The sequence below is a fragment of the Micromonospora sp. NPDC005806 genome (assembly GCF_042871425.1).
GTDB lineage: Bacteria > Actinomycetota > Actinomycetes > Mycobacteriales > Micromonosporaceae > Micromonospora.
In genome coordinates this window covers 80616-99687 of record NZ_JBIAIL010000027.1, presented here as the reverse complement: position 1 = coordinate 99687, position 19072 = coordinate 80616, and the positions used below count along the sequence as shown (strand labels likewise).

Genomic DNA, 19072 nt, shown 5'->3' with positions numbered 1-19072 from the left:
GGTCAGAAGGGTGTTGATGTCTGTCGTCACAAACGGATCATCAACACCCTTCCCCCGTCTCCGCAGCCCCGAATGACTTCGGACTTACTCGTCTAGAGGGTTCGGGCGAGCCGGTCGGCGAGGATCCGGGTGAACCGGGACGGGTCGGCCAGCTCCCCACCCTCGGCGAGCAGCGCCATGCCGTACAGCAGCTCGGCGGTCTCGGTCAGGGCGGTGCCGTCGGCATCCTGCTCGTGGGCCTTGCGCAGCCCGGTCACGAGCGGGTGGGTGGGGTTGAGCTCCAGGATCCGCTTGACCTGCGGCACCTCCTGCCCCATCGCCCGGTACATCTTCTCCAGCGTCGGCGTCATGTCCTGCGCGTCGCCCACCACGCAGGCCGGCGACGTGGTGAGCCGGGTGGAGAGCCGGACCTCCTTGACGCTGTCGGCGAGCGCGCCGCTCATCCAGGTGAGCAGGTCGGCGTACTCCTGCCGCTCGGCCTCGGCCTTCTCCTTCTCCTCGTCGGTATCCAGGTCGACCTGGCCCTTGGCGACCGAGCGCAGGGCCTTGCCGTCGTACGCGCCGACCCGCTCGACCCAGACCTCGTCGACCGGGTCGGTGAGGATCAGCACCTCGTAGCCCTTGGCGCGGAACGCCTCCAGGTGCGGCGAGTTCTCGATGGTGGCCCGGTTCTCGCCGGTGGCGTAGTAGATCTCGGACTGGCCGTCCTTCATCCGCTCGACGTAGTCGGACAGGGTGGTCAGCTCGGCCGGGTCGTTGGTGGACGCAGCCCGGACCAGGTCGAGCAGGGCCTCGGTGTTGTCGAGGTCCTCGATCAGGCCCTCCTTGACCACCGCGCCGAACTCGCTCCAGAAGGTGCGGTACGACTCCGCGGACATCTCCTTGAGGGTGGCCAGGACCTTCTTGACCAGGCGGCGGCGGACGGCGCGGATCTGCCGGTCCTGCTGGAGGATCTCGCGGGAGATGTTCAGCGACAGGTCGTGCGCGTCCACCACGCCCTTGACGAAGCGCAGGTAGTTCGGCATCAGCGCGTCGCAGTCGTCCATGATGAAGACGCGCTTGACGTAGAGTTGCACGCCTCGGCGGCCCTGCGGGGAGAAGAGGTCGAGCGGGGCGTGCGAGGGCAGGAAGAGCAGCGCCTCGTACTCGAAGGTGCCCTCCCCGCGCATGTGGACGGTCTCCAGCGGGTCGGCCCAGTCGTGCGCGACGTGCCGGTAGAACTCCTTGTACTCGGCCTCGTCGACCTCGTCCCGGGAACGGGCCCAGAGCGCCTTCATCGAGTTGAGGGTCTGCTCGTCGCGGGTGGTGGCGCCGTCCTCGCCGGACCGCTCGACGGTCATCCGGATCGGCCAGGCGATGAAGTCGGAGTATCGCTTGACGATCTCCCGGATGGTCCACTCGGCGGTGTAGTCGTGCAGGTTGTCCTCGGCGTCGGCGGGCTTGAGGTGCAGGGTGACCGAGGTGCCCTGCGGCGCCTCGTCGACCGACTCGACCGAGTAGGTGCCCTCGCCGGTGGACTCCCACCGGGTGCCATCGCGCTGCCCGGCCCGGCGGGTCAGCAGCGTGACCTTGTCGGCGACCATGAACGTGGCGTAGAAGCCGACACCGAACTGGCCGATCAGTTCCTGTGAGGCAGCGACGTCCTTCGACTCGCGCAGCTTGCGCAGCAGCTCGGCGGTGCCTGACTTGGCAATCGTGCCGATCAGCGCGACCACCTCGTCGCGGGACATGCCGATGCCGTTGTCCCGCACGGTCAGCGTACGGGCGGCCTTGTCGACCTCGAGCTCGATGTGCAGGTCGGAGGCGTCGACCTCGAGGTCCTTGTCGACCAGCGACTCCAGCCGCAGCTTGTCGAGCGCGTCCGACGCGTTCGAGATGAGTTCACGCAGGAAGACGTCCTTGTTCGAGTAGATCGAGTGGACCATCAGCTGGAGCAGCTGACGGGCCTCGGCCTGGAACTCCAACGTCTCGACCCGGTCGCTCACGCCGACTCCCTTCCATGTCTCGGGCTTCCGGCGGAAAGGATACGGGGTGTGACGGCGACGGCACCGTCGGGCCGCGTCGGCGCCGGCCGTCACCGGCGGCGGCCCGCTTCCGCCGCCCGGCGGTACGCGGCGCGCACCGCGGCCACCGCGTGGCTCGCCCCGAGCTCCCGGCGCAGCCCGAGCAGGTAGCCGGTCGGGTGGGCCTGCCGGAGCTGGTTGCGGCCGCCGAGCATGGTGGCCGTCGCACTCACGACAGTGGCCGCCACCGCCCCCGATCCGGTCACCACCGGGGGAAGGTCCAGCGCGCCGCCGAGCATGGCGAGGGCCGCCGGCGGGACCAGCGTCTGGGTGGTGAGCAGCGCGCGGACCGGCTCCAGGCCGAGCTTCGACAGCTGCCGGCCGGTGGCGTCGATCCGGTCGACGATCTCCCGCTCGACCAGCATCTGCAGATGCGCCGACCGGACGGCCGGGTCCGGCACCGAACCCAGCTCGGCGAGGGCGGGCGCCAGCGAATCGAGGTAGGCACGGTAGGCGAGCAACTCCGGCTGGAGCCGACGCCGAGCCTCGATGATCCGACGCACCGGCACGTTTCGCAGGCCCTTCGGTACGGCCACCGCCAGCGCCAGAACGGCGAACGACTGGGCGGGCTCGGGGCGGGCGAACGAGGCCGGTTCCGGATCGTCCAGCAGGACGGCGGCCATCGAGTCAATGGTCCATCCGCCGCTCGCCGCCAGGGTCACCGGCAGGTCGGTGACCATCGCCATCCGGTTCTCGGCGGCCACGGCGTCGGCGAGCACCGCGAGATAGAGGGTTGCGAGGTCACGGTGCAGCCCCAGATAAGGGAGCGGCTCACGCCGCCCGTCGTCGCGCTGACGTTGGAGCTGGACCAGCAGGCCGCTGTCGGCCAGCCGATCCGCCAGCGACCACAACACCTTGCCGGGCAGCATCGATGCCAGGCGCGGGTCGCGTGGCTCGACGCGGCCGGTGCCGGCGCGGTCCTCGGCGATCGGATCAATCCCGAGGCGTCGGACGCCGTACCGGGGAAGCAGCGCCGCCAGGTGCAGGTCGAGGAACCGGAAGAAGAGTTGTTCGACCCGGTCGAGCGGGCCACCGTAGTCCCGCTGCCGAAGACGTACGTCGACTATGCAGTCAAGCTCGTCCCGGAACTGTCGCACCGCCTCAGAGTCGCCACTGGTCCAGGTGGTGTCGGGGACCATCCGAGCGATCTTCGGCCAGTAGAGGACGGCGCCCTTCAGCCACGCCTCATCGCGGAAGTCAACGTACGGGTGGTAGAGGGCGATGTCACTCACCGCTCCATTGTTGAGCAACGATGCCGGCATGGCGACGAGACTCTGGTCCAACCAGTTGACGGGTTGATGTGTCGGAGACCACACTGCCCGCATGGCCTTCGCCCCCGTACCCCGTACCTCGGTCTCCGACCACGTCTTCGGCCAGCTCCGCGACGCCATCGTCAGCGGCCGCTACCTGCCGGAGGAGACGCTGCCCGGTGAACGCGAACTGGCCGCCGCGTTCGAGGTGAACCGGCACGCCGTCCGGGAGGCGTTGCGCCGGCTCCAGCAGCTCGGCCTGGTCCGGGTCAGCCAGGGCGGCGCGACCCGGGTGCTGGACTGGCGGGTGCACGCCGGGCTGGACCTGGCGTTGTCGCTGGCCCGCTCGGTCGACGTACTCCCGGTGGAGACGCTGGTCCGCGACATGCTGGAGATGCGGGCCTGCGTCGGGATCGACGCCGCCCGGCTCTGCGCCGAGCGGGTCGTCCCGGCGGTGACCACCGCGCTGGTAGCCGCCGCCGAGGAGTACGGCTCGCTCGCGCCCGACCTTGCCGCGATGGCCGAGGCCAACATCGCGATCTGGCGGCTGGTCGTGCACGGCAGCGGCAACACGGCCTACCTGCTGGCGTTCAACAGCCTGGTGGCCGGCACCTTCGCCGTCGGGGACGTCCCGCCGGACGCCCGCGCCGCCGAACTGCTCGACGTCGCCGGCCATCGCCGGCTCGCCGCCGCCATCGCGGCCGGCCAAGGTACGGCCGCCGCCCGGCACGCCCGGGCCCTGCTGACCGCCCCGGTCACCACGCCCACCACCCCCGCCCCCCGAAGGGAAGCCCGAGCATGATCCCCGCCGTGCTCTACGCCGTCCCGGCGTTCCTGCTGCTCATCATCATCGAGGCGGTCTCGTACCGGTTCCTGCCCGACGACGAGGAACGCGGCTACGAGCTGCGCGACACCACCACCAGCCTCTCCATGGGGCTGGGCAGCCAGATCATCGGCGTGCCGTGGAAGCTGCTCACCGCCACCCTCTACGCGGCACTGTGGCTGGTCGCGCCGTTCCACCTCTCCCCCGGCGACTGGTGGACCTGGGTGATCGTCTTCTTCGCCGACGACCTCGCCTACTACTGGTTCCACCGACTGCACCACGAGGTCCGCGTGCTCTGGGCCAGCCACGTGGTGCACCACTCCAGCGTCTACTACAACCTCTCCACCGCGCTGCGGCAGAGCTGGACCCCGATGACCTCGCTGCCCTTCTGGCTGCCCCTGGCCCTGCTCGGCATCCCGCCCTGGATGATCTTCCTGCAGCAGTCGATCAGCCTGCTCTACCAGTTCTTCCTGCACACCGAACGGATCAGCGTGCTGTCCCGGCCGATCGAGCTGATCTTCAACACCCCGTCGCACCATCGGGTCCACCACGGCTCCAACGCCGAGTACCTGGACCGCAACTACGGCGGCATCCTCATCGTCTGGGACCGGCTCTTCGGCACCTTCGAGCCGGAACGCGCCGCGGTCCGGTACGGGCTGACCAAGAACATCACCACCTACAACCCGCTGCGGGTGGCCACCCACGAGTTCGCCGCGATCTGGGCCGATGCCCGCTCCGCCCGCTCCTGGCGAGATCTGTTCGGCTACGTGTTCGGCCGGCCCGGCTGGCAGCCGTCCCGGTGAGGCGCCTCTGGTTGCCCCTGTTCGGGGCCGTCGCCGTGGTCGAGCTGGTCGGGGTGGCGCTTGACTCGACCGCGGTGCAGTGGGTGGCCAAGCCGCTGCTGGCCCCGCTGCTGCTGGCGTACCTCTGGTCGGTCCAGCGGCGGGTCGACGGCGTCGCGGTCGGCCTGGTGTTCGCCACCGCGGGGGACGTGGCCCTGCTGGTGCCGGGCCAGGCTGCGTTCCTGGTCGGCATGGGCTGCTTCCTGGTCACCCAGCTGGGCTTCCTCACCGCGTTCCTCCGGCACCGCCGGCCGCGGACCCCGGCGATGGTCGGCTACCTGCTCGTCTGGGCGGCGGCGAACGCGCTGCTGTGGGGTGCGCTGGGGCCGCTGAGGCTGCCCGTGCTCGGCTACAGCCTGGCACTGTCCCTGATGGCCGCCGCCGCGACCGGGGTGTCCCGGCGTACGGCGGCCGGCGGGGCGCTCTTCCTCGTCTCCGACCTGCTGATCGGGGTGGGCGCGGCCGGGGTTCACCTGCCGGGCCAGGGCCTGCTGGTGATGACGACCTACCTCGCCGCGCTGCTGCTGATCACCACGGGCTGGGCGGCTGCCTCGGCCAGCCCCGAACCGGCCCGTCGCCGGTCACCGGTCGAATCCGGCCGCCCCTGAGCGGCCCTGGGGCGACCGCCGAAAGGCCGCCGTCCGGCTCGGTGAGCGGGACGGCGGCCTCGGCGCCGGCGGCAAGCCCGCAGACCGCTACTTCTTCTTCGCCTTGGGCGGCAGCGTCGCGACGTACGCCTGTGCCTTGTTGAGCCACGTGGCCGCCTGCTCGGCGGTGAATGACGGGGGCAGGGACAGGTATCCGCCCATGGGCCGCTCGGCCGGGCCGAACGGTTCCGCGCCTTCGATCGTCGCCAGTTCGGCCAGCTCGTCGGCGGCGAGTTTCACGCCGACCGACGACCCGAACAGCCCGGCGAACATGTTGCCGTTGACGAACGCGCCGAGGTTGCCGAACATCGGCTTGACCTCGACCCCCGGCACGTCGGGGACGATGGACCGGAAGAACTGCTTGTCGGCGTCGGTGGCCTTGGGCATCTGCATGTCGGAATCCTGTCAGGCAGCCACGGGGCGACGGCCGGTGTAGGCGGCCAGCCGCTCCATCGGGTCGGCATCGGCGGACGGGGCGACCTCGTCGGCGAACGCGGCACCGCGGGCACCGGGGACGATCTGCTCGGCGATCTTGTGGACGTAGGCCGCCACCTCCTCGCTGACGACCAGGGGCGTGCCGCTGCCCTGGGCCATGTCCCACGCGTGCAGCAGGAATTCCACGGGCATGATGCTCGCCGCGACCCTGGCCGGCATCTCGCCGCCGCCGGGGGCGGGGACGGTGCCGTCCAGACCGCGGGCGCGCCATCCCTCGATGGCCTGGGCCGCCATGGTGGCCACCCGGTTCTCCAGCGAACCCGTCTCGGGGTTCACGACCTCGACGCCGGCCATGGCGCCGAAGGCGACCATGGAGCCGAACAGATGCTCGGCGAGGTCGTGGCAGGTGAAGTCCGCGCACGGGGTCTGCTTCGGGCGGTCCGCAGCGGTCAGCTGGCGCAGGACCGTCTGGAGCACGGCCAGGGTGGCGTCGGCGGCGGACAGTTCGTCGAGCCGCTCGGGAGCGGCGGACCACTCGTCGGGGCCGGCGTCCCCGGCGGCGGCGGCCTTCTCGAGACGACCGAAGTAGTGGTTCCAGCCCTCGGCGTGCATCGCCGCCTGCTCGTCGGTCAGCCCCTCGTGGGTGAGGGTCACCTGGGTGCCGTCGGCGACCGGTTCGACGGTGATGGTGACGGTCGAGGCGTCGGGGGCGAGGTCCGGGTTCCCTTCCCAACCCCAGCCGAACACGACCCGCTTGCCGGGCTCGACCTCCCGGAACGTGCCGGCTGCCACGTGGCCGGGGGTGATGGTCCAGCGGTAGTCACCACCCGCGCGCAGGTCGACCCGGGCCGACACGGTCTGCCAGCGGCGCAGCCGCTCCGGCTCGGTGATGAGGGCGAATGCCTCGTTGAGGTCGACGGGAAGGACGACGGTCTTCGTGAACATCAGATATCTCTTTCCATCCGTGGAGACTTCAGGGCGTGGGCGTCGGCGACCAACAGGTCGAGCTCGGCGGTCCAGAACCGGTCGATCTCGGCCTGCAACTGGCGGAGTCCCTCGGGAACAACGCGATAGATGCGCTCCCGGCCGACCTTCTCGGCCTCCACCAGGCCGACCTCCGCCAGCAACAACAGGTGCTGAGAGATCGCCGACCGGGTGACCGTGAACTCCGCGGCGATGCTGCTCACCGTGCGGGGCCGCGACGCGAGCAGCTGAAGGATGCGTCGCCGCGTCGGCTCGGCAGCGGCGGACAGCGCGTCGATCACCCGAAACACGTTAGCGGCGGCTAACGCTTTCGTCAACACGGCGGACGACCGGGCGACCCACCGGCCCCGGGTATCCTGCTCCCCGTCAACCAGACAGCTGCGCCATCGGGAGGTCGACGTGCCCAGGGAGACGGAGCGCAAGCTCGTTGCCTCCAACAAGAAGGCGCGGCACGACTACACGATCTTGAAGACCTACGAGGCCGGGATCGTGCTGGCCGGCACCGAGGTGAAGTCGCTGCGCGAGGGGCGGGTGTCGCTGGTCGACGCGTTCGCCCAGGAGCGCGACGGCGAGATCATGCTCTACGGCCTGCACATCGCCGAGTACGGCTACGGCACCTGGACCAACCACCAGCCCCGGCGTACCCGCAAGCTGCTGCTGAACCGGATCGAGATCGCCCGGATCCTGGAGAAGCTGCGCGACGACGGAATCACCCTGGTCCCCCTGTCGATGTACTTCGCCAACGGGTGGGCCAAGGTCGAGCTGGGCCTGGCCCGGGGCAAGAGGTCGTACGACAAGCGGCAGGCCATCGCCGAGCGGGACGCCAACCGGGAGATCGCCCGCGAGGTGGGCCGCCGCCTCAAGGGCCGCCGACCCGCCTGAGCTACCGATGCGCCACCCCGCGCTCGCTGCCGTCCCCAAATACAAGACTTCTTGTACATCGTTTGTTGTGGGTCTAGGCTGACGGCATGGCAGACGAGCCGGAGACGCTGCACCTCACCGATCCCCGCGCGATGCGGGCACTGGCCCACCCCACCCGGCTGCGCCTCCTCGGCGAGCTGCGCGTCCGCGGCCCGCAGACAGTCGGGATGCTCAGCGAGATCGTCGACGAGGCGGTCGGGTCGGTCAGCTACCACCTGGGCAAGCTCGCCGAACACGGCTTCGTGCGGGAGGCCCCCGAGCTGGCCCGCAACCGCCGGGAGCGCTGGTGGCGCGCGGCCCACGCCCGCACCGACTGGGAACCGATCGAAGCGCTCGCCGACCCGGAACGCAAGGCCGCCTCCGACCTGCTCCGCCGCGCCATCCTGGACCGGTACGTCGACCGGTTGAGGGCGTACCTCGACGCCGAGGCCACCCTCGACCCGGACTGGGTACGCGGCACCGTCAGCAGCGACTCCTGGCTGCACCTGACCAGCGACGAACTGGTCGAGCTGCGGGCGGACCTGGAGGCCCTGGGCGCCCGCTGGCAGGCCCGCAGCGATCCAAACCGGTCCGACGCCCGGACCGTCACGCTGATCTACCACGCCTTCCGGGACCCGCGATGACGTCGACGCCTCGCCGTTGGTCCCCGCTGCTCGGGTTGCTCACCGGGCACGTGGTCTCGCTGACCGGCAACATGCTCACCCTGATCGCGCTGCCGCTGTACGTGCTGGCCGAGACCGGATCCCCGGCGGCCACCGGACTCGCCGGCGCGTTCGCCACCGCGCCCGTGGTGCTCGGCGGCGCCTTCGGCGGCGTGCTCGTCGACCGGATCGGCTACCGCCGGTCCAGCGTCCTCGCCGACCTGGTGTCCGGTGTGACGGTGGCCGCCATCCCGGCGCTGCACGCCACCGTCGGGCTGCCGTTCTGGGCGCTGCTCGGGCTGGTCTTGCTCAGCGGCCTGCTCGACACGCCGGGCCAGACGGCGCGTACCGCTCTGCTGCCGGAGGCGGCGACCGCCGCCGGCGTACCGATCGAGCGGGCGATCGGCTGGTTCGAGGCCACCGAGCGCGGCGCCCGCCTGATCGGCGCGCCCGTCGCCGGGCTGCTGGTCAGCGCGCTCGGCGCGCTGCCGGTGCTGGCGGTGGACGCGGCGACGTTCGCCGTGTCCGCCTTGGCGGTCGCCGCCCTGGTGCCCGCCGCCATGCGACCGGCCGTCGACCCGGACGCCGGGTCCGGCGGCTACTGGCGCGAGTTCGCCGCCGGGCTGCGCTTCCTGGTCCGCGAGCCGCTGCTGCGCGCCATGGTGCTGCTCGTCCTGGTCACCAACCTCTTCGACGCGACCAAGAGCAACGTCCTGCTGCCGGTCGTCGCCGCGCGCGACCTCGGCGGGGCGACCGCGTTCGGTGTGCTGGTGGGCGCGATGGGCGGCGGCGCACTGGTCGGCTCGCTGCTGTTCAGCGCCGTCGGTCACCGGCTGCCACGCCGCGCCACCTTCGTGATCGCCTTCGCCGTCGCGGGCGGGCCGCCCTTCTGGGCGCTGGCCGCCGCGCCCCCGCTGCCGGTCGTCGCCGCGGTGTTCGCCGTGGCCGGCCTCGCCGCCGGCGCGATCAACCCGCTGATCGGCGCGGTGAAGCTCGAACGGGTACCGGTGCACATGCGGGCCCGGGTCTACGGGGTCATCGGCGCGGGCGCGTGGGCCGCCATGCCGCTCGGCGCGCTCGGCGCCGGTCTGGCCGCCGACCATGTCGGCACCACCGCCACGCTGCTCACCGTCGGCACCTGCTACGTCCTGGTCACGCTCACCCCGCTGCTCGGCGGCCCGTGGCGGACGATGGGTCGGCCACAGCTCCCGGAGCAGCGGCCCGCGGAGCGGTCGAGCCGGCTCCGGAACCGGGTCGAGGCGGCTCGGTAAGCGCTCTCTTGGCAGCCGCTTCCCCCCTCGGCGGGACGACCGGAATGCCCAGGGCCGTGCGCAGCAGCGGCTCGCGGGTACCAGGAAGCGCAGCAAGGCGGCGACCTGTCGCGTGCGAGGGGGCGCATCGGGTACTCACCTGCGGCCGGTCAGCAGGAGTGCGGCAGGTCGACCGCGCCGGGCCGCCGCTCGCCGCTCACCCGAGGAGCACGTCTGATGAGTATCACCGAGTCGAGGCGCCTCTCGCCGAAAGTGTCCCTGGTCCTGCTCGCGTCGATCCTGGTGTCCTTCCTGGCCGCGTCGGCGGCACCGAGCCCCCTCTACGGGATCTACCAGGCGCGCTGGCACTTCTCGCCGATCACGACCACGGTGGTGTTCGCCGTCTACGCCGTCGCGGTGCTGGCCTCCCTGCTCACGTTCGGCAAGCTGTCCGACCATGTCGGGCGGCGGCCGGTCCTGCTCATCGCGACCGCGGTCCAGATAATCTCGCTGGTCATCTTCATCTTCGCCAACGGCGTACCCACGCTGCTGGCCGCCCGTGTCGTACAGGGGCTCGCGACCGGCGCCGCCACCGGCGCCGTCGGTGCCGCCATGCTCGACATCGACCGCTCCCGCGGCACCCTCGCGAACTCGCTCGCCCCCGGCATCGGAACCGGTACCGGCGCCCTGCTCTCGGCCCTGTTCATCCAGTACCTGCCCGCGCCGACGCGACTGGTGTACATCGTCCTGCTCGTCATCCTCCTGATCCAAGGCGTCGGCCTCGTGCTGATGCGGGAAACGGTCACACCGATGAAAGGAGCGCTGCAGTGCCTGCGGCCGGAGATCAAGCTGCCCCGCGCCGTGCGCGGGCCGGTACTGGTCGTCCTACCGGTAGTCTTCGCCGTCTGGGCGCTGGCCGGATTCTTCTTCGCGCTCGGCCCGGCGCTCGTGCGCGCCCTCATGAACAACTCGATCGTGGTTGCCGGCTTACTCCTCTTCGTCTTCGGCGTCGTCGGGTCCATCACCGTTCTCCTGCTGCGCAACGCTGCCGCGCGTACTGTGATGCTCACCGGAATCACCGCCCTCATCCTGGGCATGATCATCACGCTGGTGTCGGTCATGATCGAGTCCATCCCCGGCTTCTTCATCGGCCTCGCGCTCGGAGGCGTCGGCTTCGGTGGCGGTTTCCAGGGCAGCCTCAAGACGGTCATGCCGCTCGTGGAGGCGCACGAACGCGCCAGCGTGCTCTCCCTGCTCTACATCGTCTGCTACGTCGGCCTCGGCCTACCCACCGTCATTGCCGGCTTCCTCGTGGTCTACGCCGGCGGCCTGCCCCGGACCGCCGACGAATACTCCATCGCCATCATCCTCCTCGCCCTGGTCGCCCTCCTCGGCCTGCGCCGGGCCACCAGGACAGCACCCGGCTGAGTTCCACCAGGCGGCGGTCCCGCCGGCGTCCGCTCAGAACGGGGCGTCCACCGACAGCCGCCGCACCTGGGTCAGGTAGGGGTCCAGCTCCCCCACCTCGAACCGGCAGGTGCCGATGGCGTGCCAGAACTGGCCGCCCGGGTCGCCGTCCAGCTTGTACCGGCCGTCCGGGCTGACCGCGGCCCAGCCGTCCGGCAGGCCGATCAGAGTGGTCCGCAGCTGGGCGTGCTCCGGGTCGGCGACGTCCCACAGCCGGACCGTGCCGTCGTCGCCGGCGCTGGCCAGCAGGCTGCTGTCCGGGCTGAACGCCACCGACCAGACCCGCCGGGTGTGCGCGGCCAGGGTGCCGTGCAGCCGCCCGGTGCCCGGGTCCCACAACCGGATGATCAGGTCGTCGCCGGCGGTGGCGAGCAGGGCGCCGTTGCCGCTGAACGCGCAGGACCAGAGCCGGCCGGTGTGCTCGGTGAGCACCGTACGCCGCTCGCCGGTGAGCACGTCCCACACCACGGCGGTGCCGTCGTTGCTGGCGCTGGCGAGCAGCGACCCCTCGGCGTTGAAGCAGACCGCGTACACCCGGTCGGTGTGCTGTTCCAGGGTGAGCCGGCAGGTCGCGGTGGCGGCGTCCCAGAGCCGGACGAGCTGGTCGTCGCAGCCGGTGGCGATGGTCTCGCCGTCCGGGCTGAACGCCATGGCCCGCACCCGGCCCCGGTGCGGGGTGAGGGTGGCGAAGTGCCGGCCGGTCCGCCGGTACCACAACCGGACCGTGTCGTCGTCGTTGGCGGTCGCCAGGGCGTCCCCGTCGGGGCTGAACGCGGCTGCCCAGACGTGGTCGGTGTCCACGTTGAGCTCACGTTCGTCGACGCCGGTGTCGGTGTTCCACAGGTGCACCCCGCCGTCGCCGCTGGGCGACGCGACCAGCGACTCGCCCGGGCAGAAGACCACGGAGAGCAGCCGGTCGGCCGGGCTGGCGAGCTGCCGGACCAGCTGGCCGGTACGCGGCTCCCACAGCCGGACCACGCCGTCGTTGCCGCAGGCGGCCAGCACCTCACCGTCGTCCCGGAAGGAGAGCGCGGTGACCCGGCGGCCGTGCCCGCGCAGGGTGTGCTGGAGCTGCCCGGTGTGCACGTCCCACATCCGGGTGGTGCCGTCGTTGCTGCTGGTCGCCACCTGGGCCTGGTCCGGCCGCCAGACGACCGGCCAGACCGAGCCGCGGTGCCGGGTCAGCTCGTGTCTGAGCTGGCCGTCGGCGGTGTCCCAGAGCTGGATGCCGCCGTCGCTGGCGGCCGTGGCGAGCAGGGAGCCGTCGGCGTTGAACCGGACACTGTAGATCGCGCCCCGCTGCCGGCCCAGCACCCGCACCGGCCGGCCGGTCGCCACCTCCCACAGCCGCAACGCGCCGTGGGTGTCGCCGGTGGCCATCAGGTCGCCGTCGGGGTGCACGTCGAGGGCGTACACGTCGGCCTCGTGGCCGCGCGGCTGGCGCACCAGTTCCCCGTCGGTGGCCCGACGGATCCACACCCGGCCGTGCTGGCCGACCGCGACCAGCGACCGGCCGTCCGGGGTGTGCACCACCCGGTAGACCACCTCCGGCTCGCGTACCTCGAAGGCGAGCTTCCCGGAGGCGATGTCCCAGCCCCGGACCACGCCGGCGCTGTCCACCACCACGACCCGGCGGCCGTCCGGGCTGAACGAGGTGCCCCAGATCGGTGCAGCGTGCCCGGGCCACTCGTGGCGCAGGCGTACGGTGCGGGTGTCGTAGAGCCGGACCACGCCCGCCGCGTCGCCGACCACCAGCCGGCCCCGCGCGCCGTCGGTGAGCAGCGGCCACACCCAGCCGGCGAAGACGTCCTCGATGACGTGCCGCACGTCGCCGTGGTCGGCGTCCCACAGCCGTACGCTGAGGTCGGCCGCGCCGGTGACGAGCTGGTGCGAGGCGGCGTCGAACCGCACGGCGTAGACCCGCCCCCGGTGCCCCTGGAGGGTTCGCACCGGCAGGCCGGTGGCCGTGTCGCAGATCAGCACACCACCGTCGTCGCTGCCCACGGCGAGCACCGCCCCGTCCGGGCTGTACGCCGCCGGCACGGGCAGCCGGCCCACCTCGAAGCCGTAGGAGACGCCCACGGCGGGCGGGGCGAGGCCCGGCGCCACCGGGCGGCCGGGGGCGATCACCGCGCCGCGCAGCTCCGGCGCGCGCAGCAGCGCCGCGTCGGCGCTCACGTCGATCAGCGCGGCCCGGTGCCAGCTGCTGCCGGAGATCCGGGCGCCACGCAGGTCGGCCCGGAACAGCCGGGCCCCGGCCAGCTCGGCGTCGCGCAGGTCGGCCCCGCTGAGCCGGGCCTGGTCCAGACGGGCGCCGCGCAGCCGGGCGTGCTCCAGCCGCGCCTCGGTCAGGTTGGTGGCGACCAGGCGGGTGTCGGTCAGGTCGGCGCCGGTCAGATCCGCACGGGTCAGTTCCCGGTGGGACAGGTCCTCGCCGCGCAGCACCGCGCCGCGCAGGTCGGCCCGGTCGGGCAGCCTTAGCCGGGCGCTGAGCCGCAGCGCGTTGGCCCGGACCGTCTCCCCGGCGGTCTCGTCGCCGAGCACCCGGGCGGTCCAGGCGGCGCACCGGGCCGGGTCGGCGAGGTCGCCGAGGAACTCCACGGTCAGCGCCGACAGCGGGCGCACGGCCAGCGCCGAGGGCTCCTCGCCCCGGTTGATCTGGGCGGCGATCCCCTCGGCGACCAGCCACTCCATCACCGAGGTGTGGATGAACCCGAAGAGCCCGTCGTCGGTGCGGACCAGCAGGGTGCCGGCGCCCACCGCGTGCGCCGCCTGCGGCCCGGAGAGCCGGGACTCGGCCAGCCCGGCGAGTTGGCCGGCGGCCTCGGCCAGTTCGGCCAGCCGCAGGTACGACTCGCCGCTCTCCCAGAGCTGAAAGGCCAGCCGGCTCACCGCGTGCCACAGCTCGGGACGGCGCAGGCTCACCGGCACGCCCGGTATCCCCTGGGTGCGCCGTTCCTCGAAGTCCAGCCAGGACTCCAGGATCTCCCGGTAGAGGGCGGCGGCGCTGAACGTGCCGCCGGCCCCCGCCACGGCGGCCAGCCGACCCTCGTCGAGGTTGGCGATGAAGCCGAGCATCCGCGGATTGCGGGAGAGGCCGAGCAGGTCCTTCACCCCGGCGAGGAGGTCCATCCGCTCCCGCGCCGCGCGCTCGTCGCCGCCGTACCGGTTGCGCAGGAAGGCCTCGATCTGGCCGGGGGTGAAGTCCTCGATGGCCAGCACGCGCCGGTGCGGCAGCAGCCCGACCCGCTCGCCGAGCGCGGTCAGTACCTGGGAGTTGGTCTTGAAGTGCTGGGTGCGGCTGCTCACCACGACCTTGGCGTTTCCCTCGGCCGCCTGGAGCAGCGTCTCCAGGTGGTCCGCCGCCCGGTCGTACGTCACCCGGGCCACCAGCTCGTCGAAGCCGTCGAAGAGCAGCACGATCCGCCCCTGGCGGAGCATGTAGCGGAACGCCTTGAGGTCGATCACCTGCTCACCGTGGTTGGCCAGGTGCGCGGCGACCAGGCCGTCGACCGAGTGCGCCTTGTCCAGCGCGCGCAGCTCCACCAGGATCGGGATCACATCCGGGGCGGCGGTGGGCAGCCGGCGGGCCACCTCGCGCAGCGCGAACGTCTTGCCCCGGCCGAAGTCGCCGAGCACCAGCACGAACCGGCCGTCCGGCGTGGAGACCAGTTCGAGCAGCTCGTCCACCACGTCCTCGCGGACCCGCTGGTCGGCGCCGACCAGGTGGCGGTAACGCTGCGGCACGTACTGGCCGGGCGGGTAGAGCCGGTCGGCCTGGAGCCGGGCGGTCTGCGCGGCGACGTACTCGCGCAGGTCGAGCAGGCCCTGGAACTCGGTCAGGTGCAGCACCCGTACGCCCTGCCGCCGCGCCTCCTCGGCCAGCCCGCGGGGCACCCGCTCCCCGTCGTAGACCAGCTCGGACGGGATGTCCGGATCGGTGGCGTGCACCCGGCGGGCGAACTGGTCGACGTCGGCGGCGGTCGGGGTGCCGACGTGCCCGCCGACCCGCTGCTGGCGGACCACCCCGTCGGCCCGGTAGGTGACGAACAGGTGCGGCGGCTCGGCCGGCACCCGGCGGACCAGCACCCGGTCGTGGCGCGCCTCGCAGACCTCGGCGAGACGATCGAGCAGGCGGTCCAGCGGTGCCGGCGGCACCACGGCGGGGGCGGCGGCCGGACCGTCGGCTGGCCGGCCCTGCGCCGGCCCCTCGTCGACGGTGGGCCGCCGCGGGTCGGGCACCTGCGCCGGCCCGGCCGCGCCGAAGGTCGCCTCCGCCCGGGGCCAGCTCACCACCGTCGGCTCACCCAACTCCTGCCGGTCGTCCCGGCCGAGCACCCAGCGAGTCATCCCGTCGGCGGCCAGCCGCAGCACCTGCGCCCGGCCGTCCCGCGAGGTGGTGGCCAACGGCACCGCCGGGTCGACCTGCCCGCCGGGCGCGGCGTCGGCGAGGAGCAGGTTGAGCATCGGCCCGACCAGACGGTGGAACGAACCCCGGTCGCGCAGCGTCACCCCGTCCGGGGCGGCCAGCTGGTCGGCGTACGGGGTGCGCGGGCCGGGGGCGTGCGCCATCGCGCCCAGCCGCAGCCAGCCGGACTGCTGGTAGTGGCGCATCCGCTGGGCGAACCAGGTGGACTGCGCCTCGCCCAGGAAGCCGTACCGGTCCTCCTCGCGGTGGGTGATCGCGACGGTGGAGTTCAGCCCCGCCACCACCACCCGCAGGTCGGGCACGGAGAAGAGCGTCCACGGCTGCTCGCTGTCGAAGATCCGGTCGTCGAGACCCTGGTAGAGCTCGTCGAAGAGGCGCGCGTAGTGCCGCCACTTCGGCCAGTACGGCGGCTGCGGGTCGACGTCGTCGGCCTCGCAGGTGGCGAAGTACGCACGGCTGGCGGCCATGGTGACGTCGCGTGCGCCGGGCACCACGACCAGCCGGTGCGGCTCCAACCCGAGCAGCACCCGCAGCCCGGTGAGGAAGGTCAGCGCGTCGGAAAACTCGCGCGGGCTGCCGGACTCGGTCAGGTTGCCGGCCACCACCAGCAGGTCCGGCCGGGGAACCCCGTCATTCATCAGCAGGGTGAGGTCGCCCATCAGGTGTTCCTGCAACTCGCCCGGGGTGACCGGGGCGCCGGGAGCGATCACGCCCCGGCCGAAGCGCGGCCCGGCCACCTGGAGCACGCTCAGCGTGCCGCGGGCCACCGGCACGGCGGTGGCGGCGGGCGGGAACGGCGGCGGGTCGATCGGCGTACGCCGGGCGCGGCGCGGCGCGGGCGGGCCGGCGACGGGAGTGGCGAGCACCCCGGCCGGGTCGGCGGGGTGGTGCGGAAAGGCCGGTTGCAGGTCGGGCTTCGCCCGGCCGTCGAGCGCCTCCCGGATCCGGTCGAGCACCCGGCCCCGGGCCCGCGCCGGGTCGGTCACCCCGACCAGGTCGACGTAGGTGATGGTGGCGAGCAGGCCGTCGATCGGGCAGTCCTCCACCCGCACGGTGACCAGCTTGTTGCCGGTGCCGTCCGGGTCCGCGCGCAGCGCGGCCTGCCACTCCAGCTTCCCGTACGTCGAGTGCAGGTAGCGCTCGGAGAGGACCGCCACCACGACGGCCGCCTCGCGGACGCCCCGATCCATGAAGTCGATGAAGTTGGTGCCGGCGACGAAGTCCCACGCCTGGAGCAGGGTGCGGTAGCCGGCGGCCTCGAACTCCCAGGCGAGCCAGGTCGCCCAGCGCTCGTCCGCGGGCGAGTAGCTGATGAAGAAGTCGATGGGGCGGTCGGACCGGGAGGGGTGCACGCCTACAGCCACGTGGCCATTATGGCCACTCACCGTCGATCCGTGGCCACCCTCGGCAGCCGCGTCGGGCGGGCCTGCCCGGCCGCCGGTGTGCGAGGATCATCCCTCGTGGAGACCGTCGGGGAGCCGCCGTCCGCCGCGCCGGACCGATCCCGCTGGGGTCGGCTGCACGTGCTCGACTGGATCGCGATCGGGCTGGCGGTGGTCGGGCTGGCCTGTGTCCTCGGCGGACTCCTCCCCCGCGCGGACGCCGAGGCCACCGTGCGCCGGATCGTACCCATCCTGATCTTCCTCGGCACGGTGGTGGTGCTGGCCGAACTGACCGCGGTGGCCGGGGTGTTCGACGCCCTCGCCGCGCGGGTCGCGATCACCGCGCGGGGCAGCTACCGAGCGCTGTTCTGGCTCTGCGTCGGGTTCGCCTCGGTCACCACCATCGCGCTGAACCTGGACACCACCGCGGTCCTGCTCACCCCGGTGATGATCGCTCTGGCCCGCAAGCTCGGTGTGCCGCCGACACCGCTGGCGATGACCACGGTCTGGCTGGCGAACACGGCGAGCCTGCTGCTGCCGGTGTCCAACCTGACCAACATCCTGGCCAGCGACCGGATCGGCCTGGATCCGGTGCCGTGGGCGGCCCGGATGTGGTGGCCGCAACTGGCCGCCATCGTGATCACGATGCTGCTGCTCTGGTGGTGGTACTGGCGGCCCGCCCGGTCGGGCGCGGACCCGTTCGTGCCCCCGCCGCCGCACGTGCCGCCGGACCCGGTGCTGTACCGCACCGCCCTCGCCGCGTGCCTGCTCTTCGTCGCCGGGATCCTCGCCGGCGTCGAGATCGGACTCGCCTCCGGGGTGGCCGCCGCGATCCTGGTCGCCGGCTTCGCGGTCCGCGCCCGGGGCAGCCTGAAGCTCGCGTTGATCCCGTGGCGGCTGCTGGTCTTCGTGACCGGGCTGTTCCTGGTGGTGCAGACCATCGGCCGGCACGGGCTGGACACCGTGATGGGCGCGCTGATCGGCGGCGACCCCGGCGCGGCGGGCGCGCTGCGGGCCGGCGGCGTCGGCGCGCTGGTCGCCAATGTGGTCAACAACCTGCCCGCGTACGTGGCCGGGGAAGCGGTCATCGCCGCCGACCACCACACCCAGCTGCTCGCCCTGCTGGTCGGCACCAATGTCGGTCCGCTCGCCACCCCGTGGGCGTCGCTGGCCACCCTGATCTGGTACGAGCGCTGCCGGGCCGCCGGGGTGGCCGTGCCGCTGGGCCGCTTCGTCGCCACCAGCGCCGCGCTGGCCGCCCTGGCCACCACGGCCACCGTCGCCGCCCTGCTGATGGGTCCGTGACCCGCCGGGGCTACGCCCGCCGCTGCCGCGCGGACGGCTCCGGCACGGCGCCCGCGTACCGGGCGCGCATCACCTCGCTCGCCGCGGGGCCGGCGGCGAAGACGAAGTTCTCCGGGTCCAACAGTCGGCCGGTGGCCCGGTCCACCACGGCCGGCTCGACCTCGGCGCCGGTCTCCCGGTCGACGAGGATCATGCTGCGCCGCTCGGGCTCCAGTCGGGAGTTGCCCCAGGCGGCGAGCGCGACGATCACCGGGCGCAGGCTGCGGCCCAGCTCGGTGAGGACGTACTCGTGGCGATCGGGGTGCGTCTGGTAACGGCGGCGCTCCAGCAGCCCATTGGCCGTGAGGGTCCGGAGCCGGCTGGTGAGCATGCTGGAGGAGATCTTCAGATTCTCCTGGAACTGCTCGAACCGGGTGTACCCGTCGAAGGCGTCGTGCAGGATCAGGAGGGTCCACCACTCGCCCACCACGCCGAGGGTCGCCGAGAGGGGGCACTCGCGGTCCTCGAGGCGGATCTTTCCTGCCATGCGCGCTCCTCGCCGAGTGGGTGCTAAAGTCACAGTGACTGACTTCTAGTTTAGCAGTAACATCGCGACGCCGCCGCGCGTCCGTCCCGTGCTGCCCGAGGAGAGGA

15 protein-coding genes are annotated in these 19072 nt (G+C 72.4%); 8 read left to right on the top strand and 7 right to left on the bottom strand.

Annotation, left to right across the window (positions count from 1 at the left end; all coding sequences use genetic code 11):
- Positions 1 to 92 precede the first annotated feature (92 nt).
- Positions 93 to 1925 carry a molecular chaperone HtpG gene (gene htpG, locus ACFYOS_RS25025; RefSeq protein WP_387146227.1) on the bottom strand — a complete coding sequence of 611 codons (1833 nt, stop codon included), beginning with the start codon at positions 1923 to 1925 and terminating at the stop codon, positions 93 to 95.
- Positions 1926 to 2074: 149 nt separating this feature from the next.
- Positions 2075 to 3295, bottom strand: a complete 1221-nt coding sequence (locus tag ACFYOS_RS25020; protein ID WP_387146221.1) for a DUF6236 family protein — start codon at positions 3293 to 3295, stop codon at positions 2075 to 2077.
- Between the two features lie 91 nt (positions 3296 to 3386).
- Between ACFYOS_RS25020 and ACFYOS_RS25015 the strand changes: the two genes are divergently transcribed.
- From ACFYOS_RS25015 to ACFYOS_RS25005, 3 genes are read left to right on the top strand one after another with little or no spacing between them, the layout of a single operon-like run.
- Positions 3387 to 4115, top strand: a complete 729-nt coding sequence (locus ACFYOS_RS25015; RefSeq protein WP_387146218.1) for a FadR/GntR family transcriptional regulator — start codon at positions 3387 to 3389, stop codon at positions 4113 to 4115.
- A complete protein-coding gene (locus ACFYOS_RS25010) occupies positions 4112 to 4939 on the top strand; it encodes a sterol desaturase family protein (protein WP_387146216.1) in 828 nt (275 codons plus the stop codon). The genes ACFYOS_RS25015 and ACFYOS_RS25010 overlap by 4 nt, the downstream gene beginning before the upstream one ends.
- 11 nt (positions 4940 to 4950) lie before the next feature.
- Positions 4951 to 5586 (top strand): lysoplasmalogenase, encoded by a 636-nt coding sequence (locus ACFYOS_RS25005; RefSeq protein WP_387146213.1) that lies wholly within the window; start codon positions 4951 to 4953, stop codon positions 5584 to 5586.
- Positions 5587 to 5673: 87 nt separating this feature from the next.
- Here the strand turns inward: ACFYOS_RS25005 and ACFYOS_RS25000 are convergent, their stop codons facing one another.
- Genes ACFYOS_RS25000 through ACFYOS_RS24990 form a run of 3 tightly spaced genes read right to left on the bottom strand, consistent with a single transcriptional unit; the run spans position 5674 to position 7325 of the window.
- Positions 5674 to 6018: a TfoX/Sxy family protein gene (locus tag ACFYOS_RS25000; RefSeq protein ID WP_387146210.1), complete on the bottom strand. Its 345-nt coding sequence runs from the start codon at positions 6016 to 6018 to the stop codon at positions 5674 to 5676.
- 12 nt (positions 6019 to 6030) lie between these two features.
- Positions 6031 to 7005, bottom strand: a complete 975-nt coding sequence (locus tag ACFYOS_RS24995; RefSeq protein WP_387146207.1) for a TIGR03086 family metal-binding protein — start codon at positions 7003 to 7005, stop codon at positions 6031 to 6033.
- Positions 7005 to 7325 carry an ArsR/SmtB family transcription factor gene (locus ACFYOS_RS24990; protein ID WP_387146204.1) on the bottom strand — a complete coding sequence of 107 codons (321 nt, stop codon included), beginning with the start codon at positions 7323 to 7325 and terminating at the stop codon, positions 7005 to 7007. Before ACFYOS_RS24990 ends, ACFYOS_RS24995 begins: the two co-directional genes overlap by 1 nt.
- 118 nt (positions 7326 to 7443) lie before the next feature.
- Here ACFYOS_RS24990 and smpB point away from each other — a divergent pair, with 118 nt between their 5' ends.
- The 4 genes from smpB to ACFYOS_RS24970 all read left to right on the top strand — a co-directional run bounded on the left by smpB (position 7444) and on the right by ACFYOS_RS24970 (position 11284).
- Positions 7444 to 7926, top strand: coding sequence for an SsrA-binding protein SmpB (gene smpB / locus ACFYOS_RS24985; RefSeq protein WP_387146201.1), 483 nt, complete (start codon positions 7444 to 7446; stop codon positions 7924 to 7926).
- Positions 7927 to 8012: 86 nt separating this feature from the next.
- On the top strand, positions 8013 to 8588 hold the full coding sequence (locus ACFYOS_RS24980; RefSeq protein WP_387146198.1) for a helix-turn-helix domain-containing protein: 576 nt from the start codon (positions 8013 to 8015) through the stop codon (positions 8586 to 8588).
- A complete protein-coding gene (locus tag ACFYOS_RS24975; protein ID WP_387146195.1) occupies positions 8585 to 9877 on the top strand; it encodes an MFS transporter in 1293 nt (430 codons plus the stop codon). Before ACFYOS_RS24980 ends, ACFYOS_RS24975 begins: the two co-directional genes overlap by 4 nt.
- Before the next feature lie 216 nt (positions 9878 to 10093).
- Positions 10094 to 11284, top strand: a complete 1191-nt coding sequence (locus ACFYOS_RS24970; RefSeq protein ID WP_387146193.1) for an MFS transporter — start codon at positions 10094 to 10096, stop codon at positions 11282 to 11284.
- Positions 11285 to 11317: 33 nt separating this feature from the next.
- Here the strand turns inward: ACFYOS_RS24970 and ACFYOS_RS24965 are convergent, their stop codons facing one another.
- On the bottom strand, positions 11318 to 17116 hold the full coding sequence (locus tag ACFYOS_RS24965) for a TIR domain-containing protein (RefSeq protein ID WP_387146190.1): 5799 nt from the start codon (positions 17114 to 17116) through the stop codon (positions 11318 to 11320).
- Between the two features lie 30 nt (positions 17117 to 17146).
- On the opposite strand from ACFYOS_RS24965, the gene ACFYOS_RS24960 reads away from it, so the two are divergent.
- Positions 17147 to 18439, top strand: coding sequence for an SLC13 family permease (locus ACFYOS_RS24960; protein ID WP_387146188.1), 1293 nt, complete (start codon positions 17147 to 17149; stop codon positions 18437 to 18439).
- A 10-nt stretch (positions 18440 to 18449) separates the two neighbouring features.
- On the opposite strand, the gene ACFYOS_RS24955 is transcribed toward ACFYOS_RS24960, so the two are convergent.
- On the bottom strand, positions 18450 to 18965 hold the full coding sequence (locus ACFYOS_RS24955) for a winged helix-turn-helix transcriptional regulator (RefSeq protein WP_387146185.1): 516 nt from the start codon (positions 18963 to 18965) through the stop codon (positions 18450 to 18452).
- Positions 18966 to 19072: the final 107 nt, after the last annotated feature.

Coding starts and splice junctions, on each gene's coding strand:
- htpG (WP_387146227.1), bottom strand. CDS start 1,925: ATGGTCCACTCGATCTACTCGAACAAGGACGTCTTCCTGCGTGAACTC.
- ACFYOS_RS25015 (WP_387146218.1), top strand. CDS start 3,387: ATGGCCTTCGCCCCCGTACCCCGTACCTCGGTCTCCGACCACGTCTTC.
- ACFYOS_RS25010 (WP_387146216.1), top strand. CDS start 4,112: ATGATCCCCGCCGTGCTCTACGCCGTCCCGGCGTTCCTGCTGCTCATC.
- ACFYOS_RS25000 (WP_387146210.1), bottom strand. CDS start 6,018: ATGCAGATGCCCAAGGCCACCGACGCCGACAAGCAGTTCTTCCGGTCC.
- ACFYOS_RS24995 (WP_387146207.1), bottom strand. CDS start 7,005: ATGTTCACGAAGACCGTCGTCCTTCCCGTCGACCTCAACGAGGCATTC.
- ACFYOS_RS24980 (WP_387146198.1), top strand. CDS start 8,013: ATGGCAGACGAGCCGGAGACGCTGCACCTCACCGATCCCCGCGCGATG.
- ACFYOS_RS24975 (WP_387146195.1), top strand. CDS start 8,585: ATGACGTCGACGCCTCGCCGTTGGTCCCCGCTGCTCGGGTTGCTCACC.
- ACFYOS_RS24970 (WP_387146193.1), top strand. CDS start 10,094: ATGAGTATCACCGAGTCGAGGCGCCTCTCGCCGAAAGTGTCCCTGGTC.
- ACFYOS_RS24955 (WP_387146185.1), bottom strand. CDS start 18,965: ATGGCAGGAAAGATCCGCCTCGAGGACCGCGAGTGCCCCCTCTCGGCG.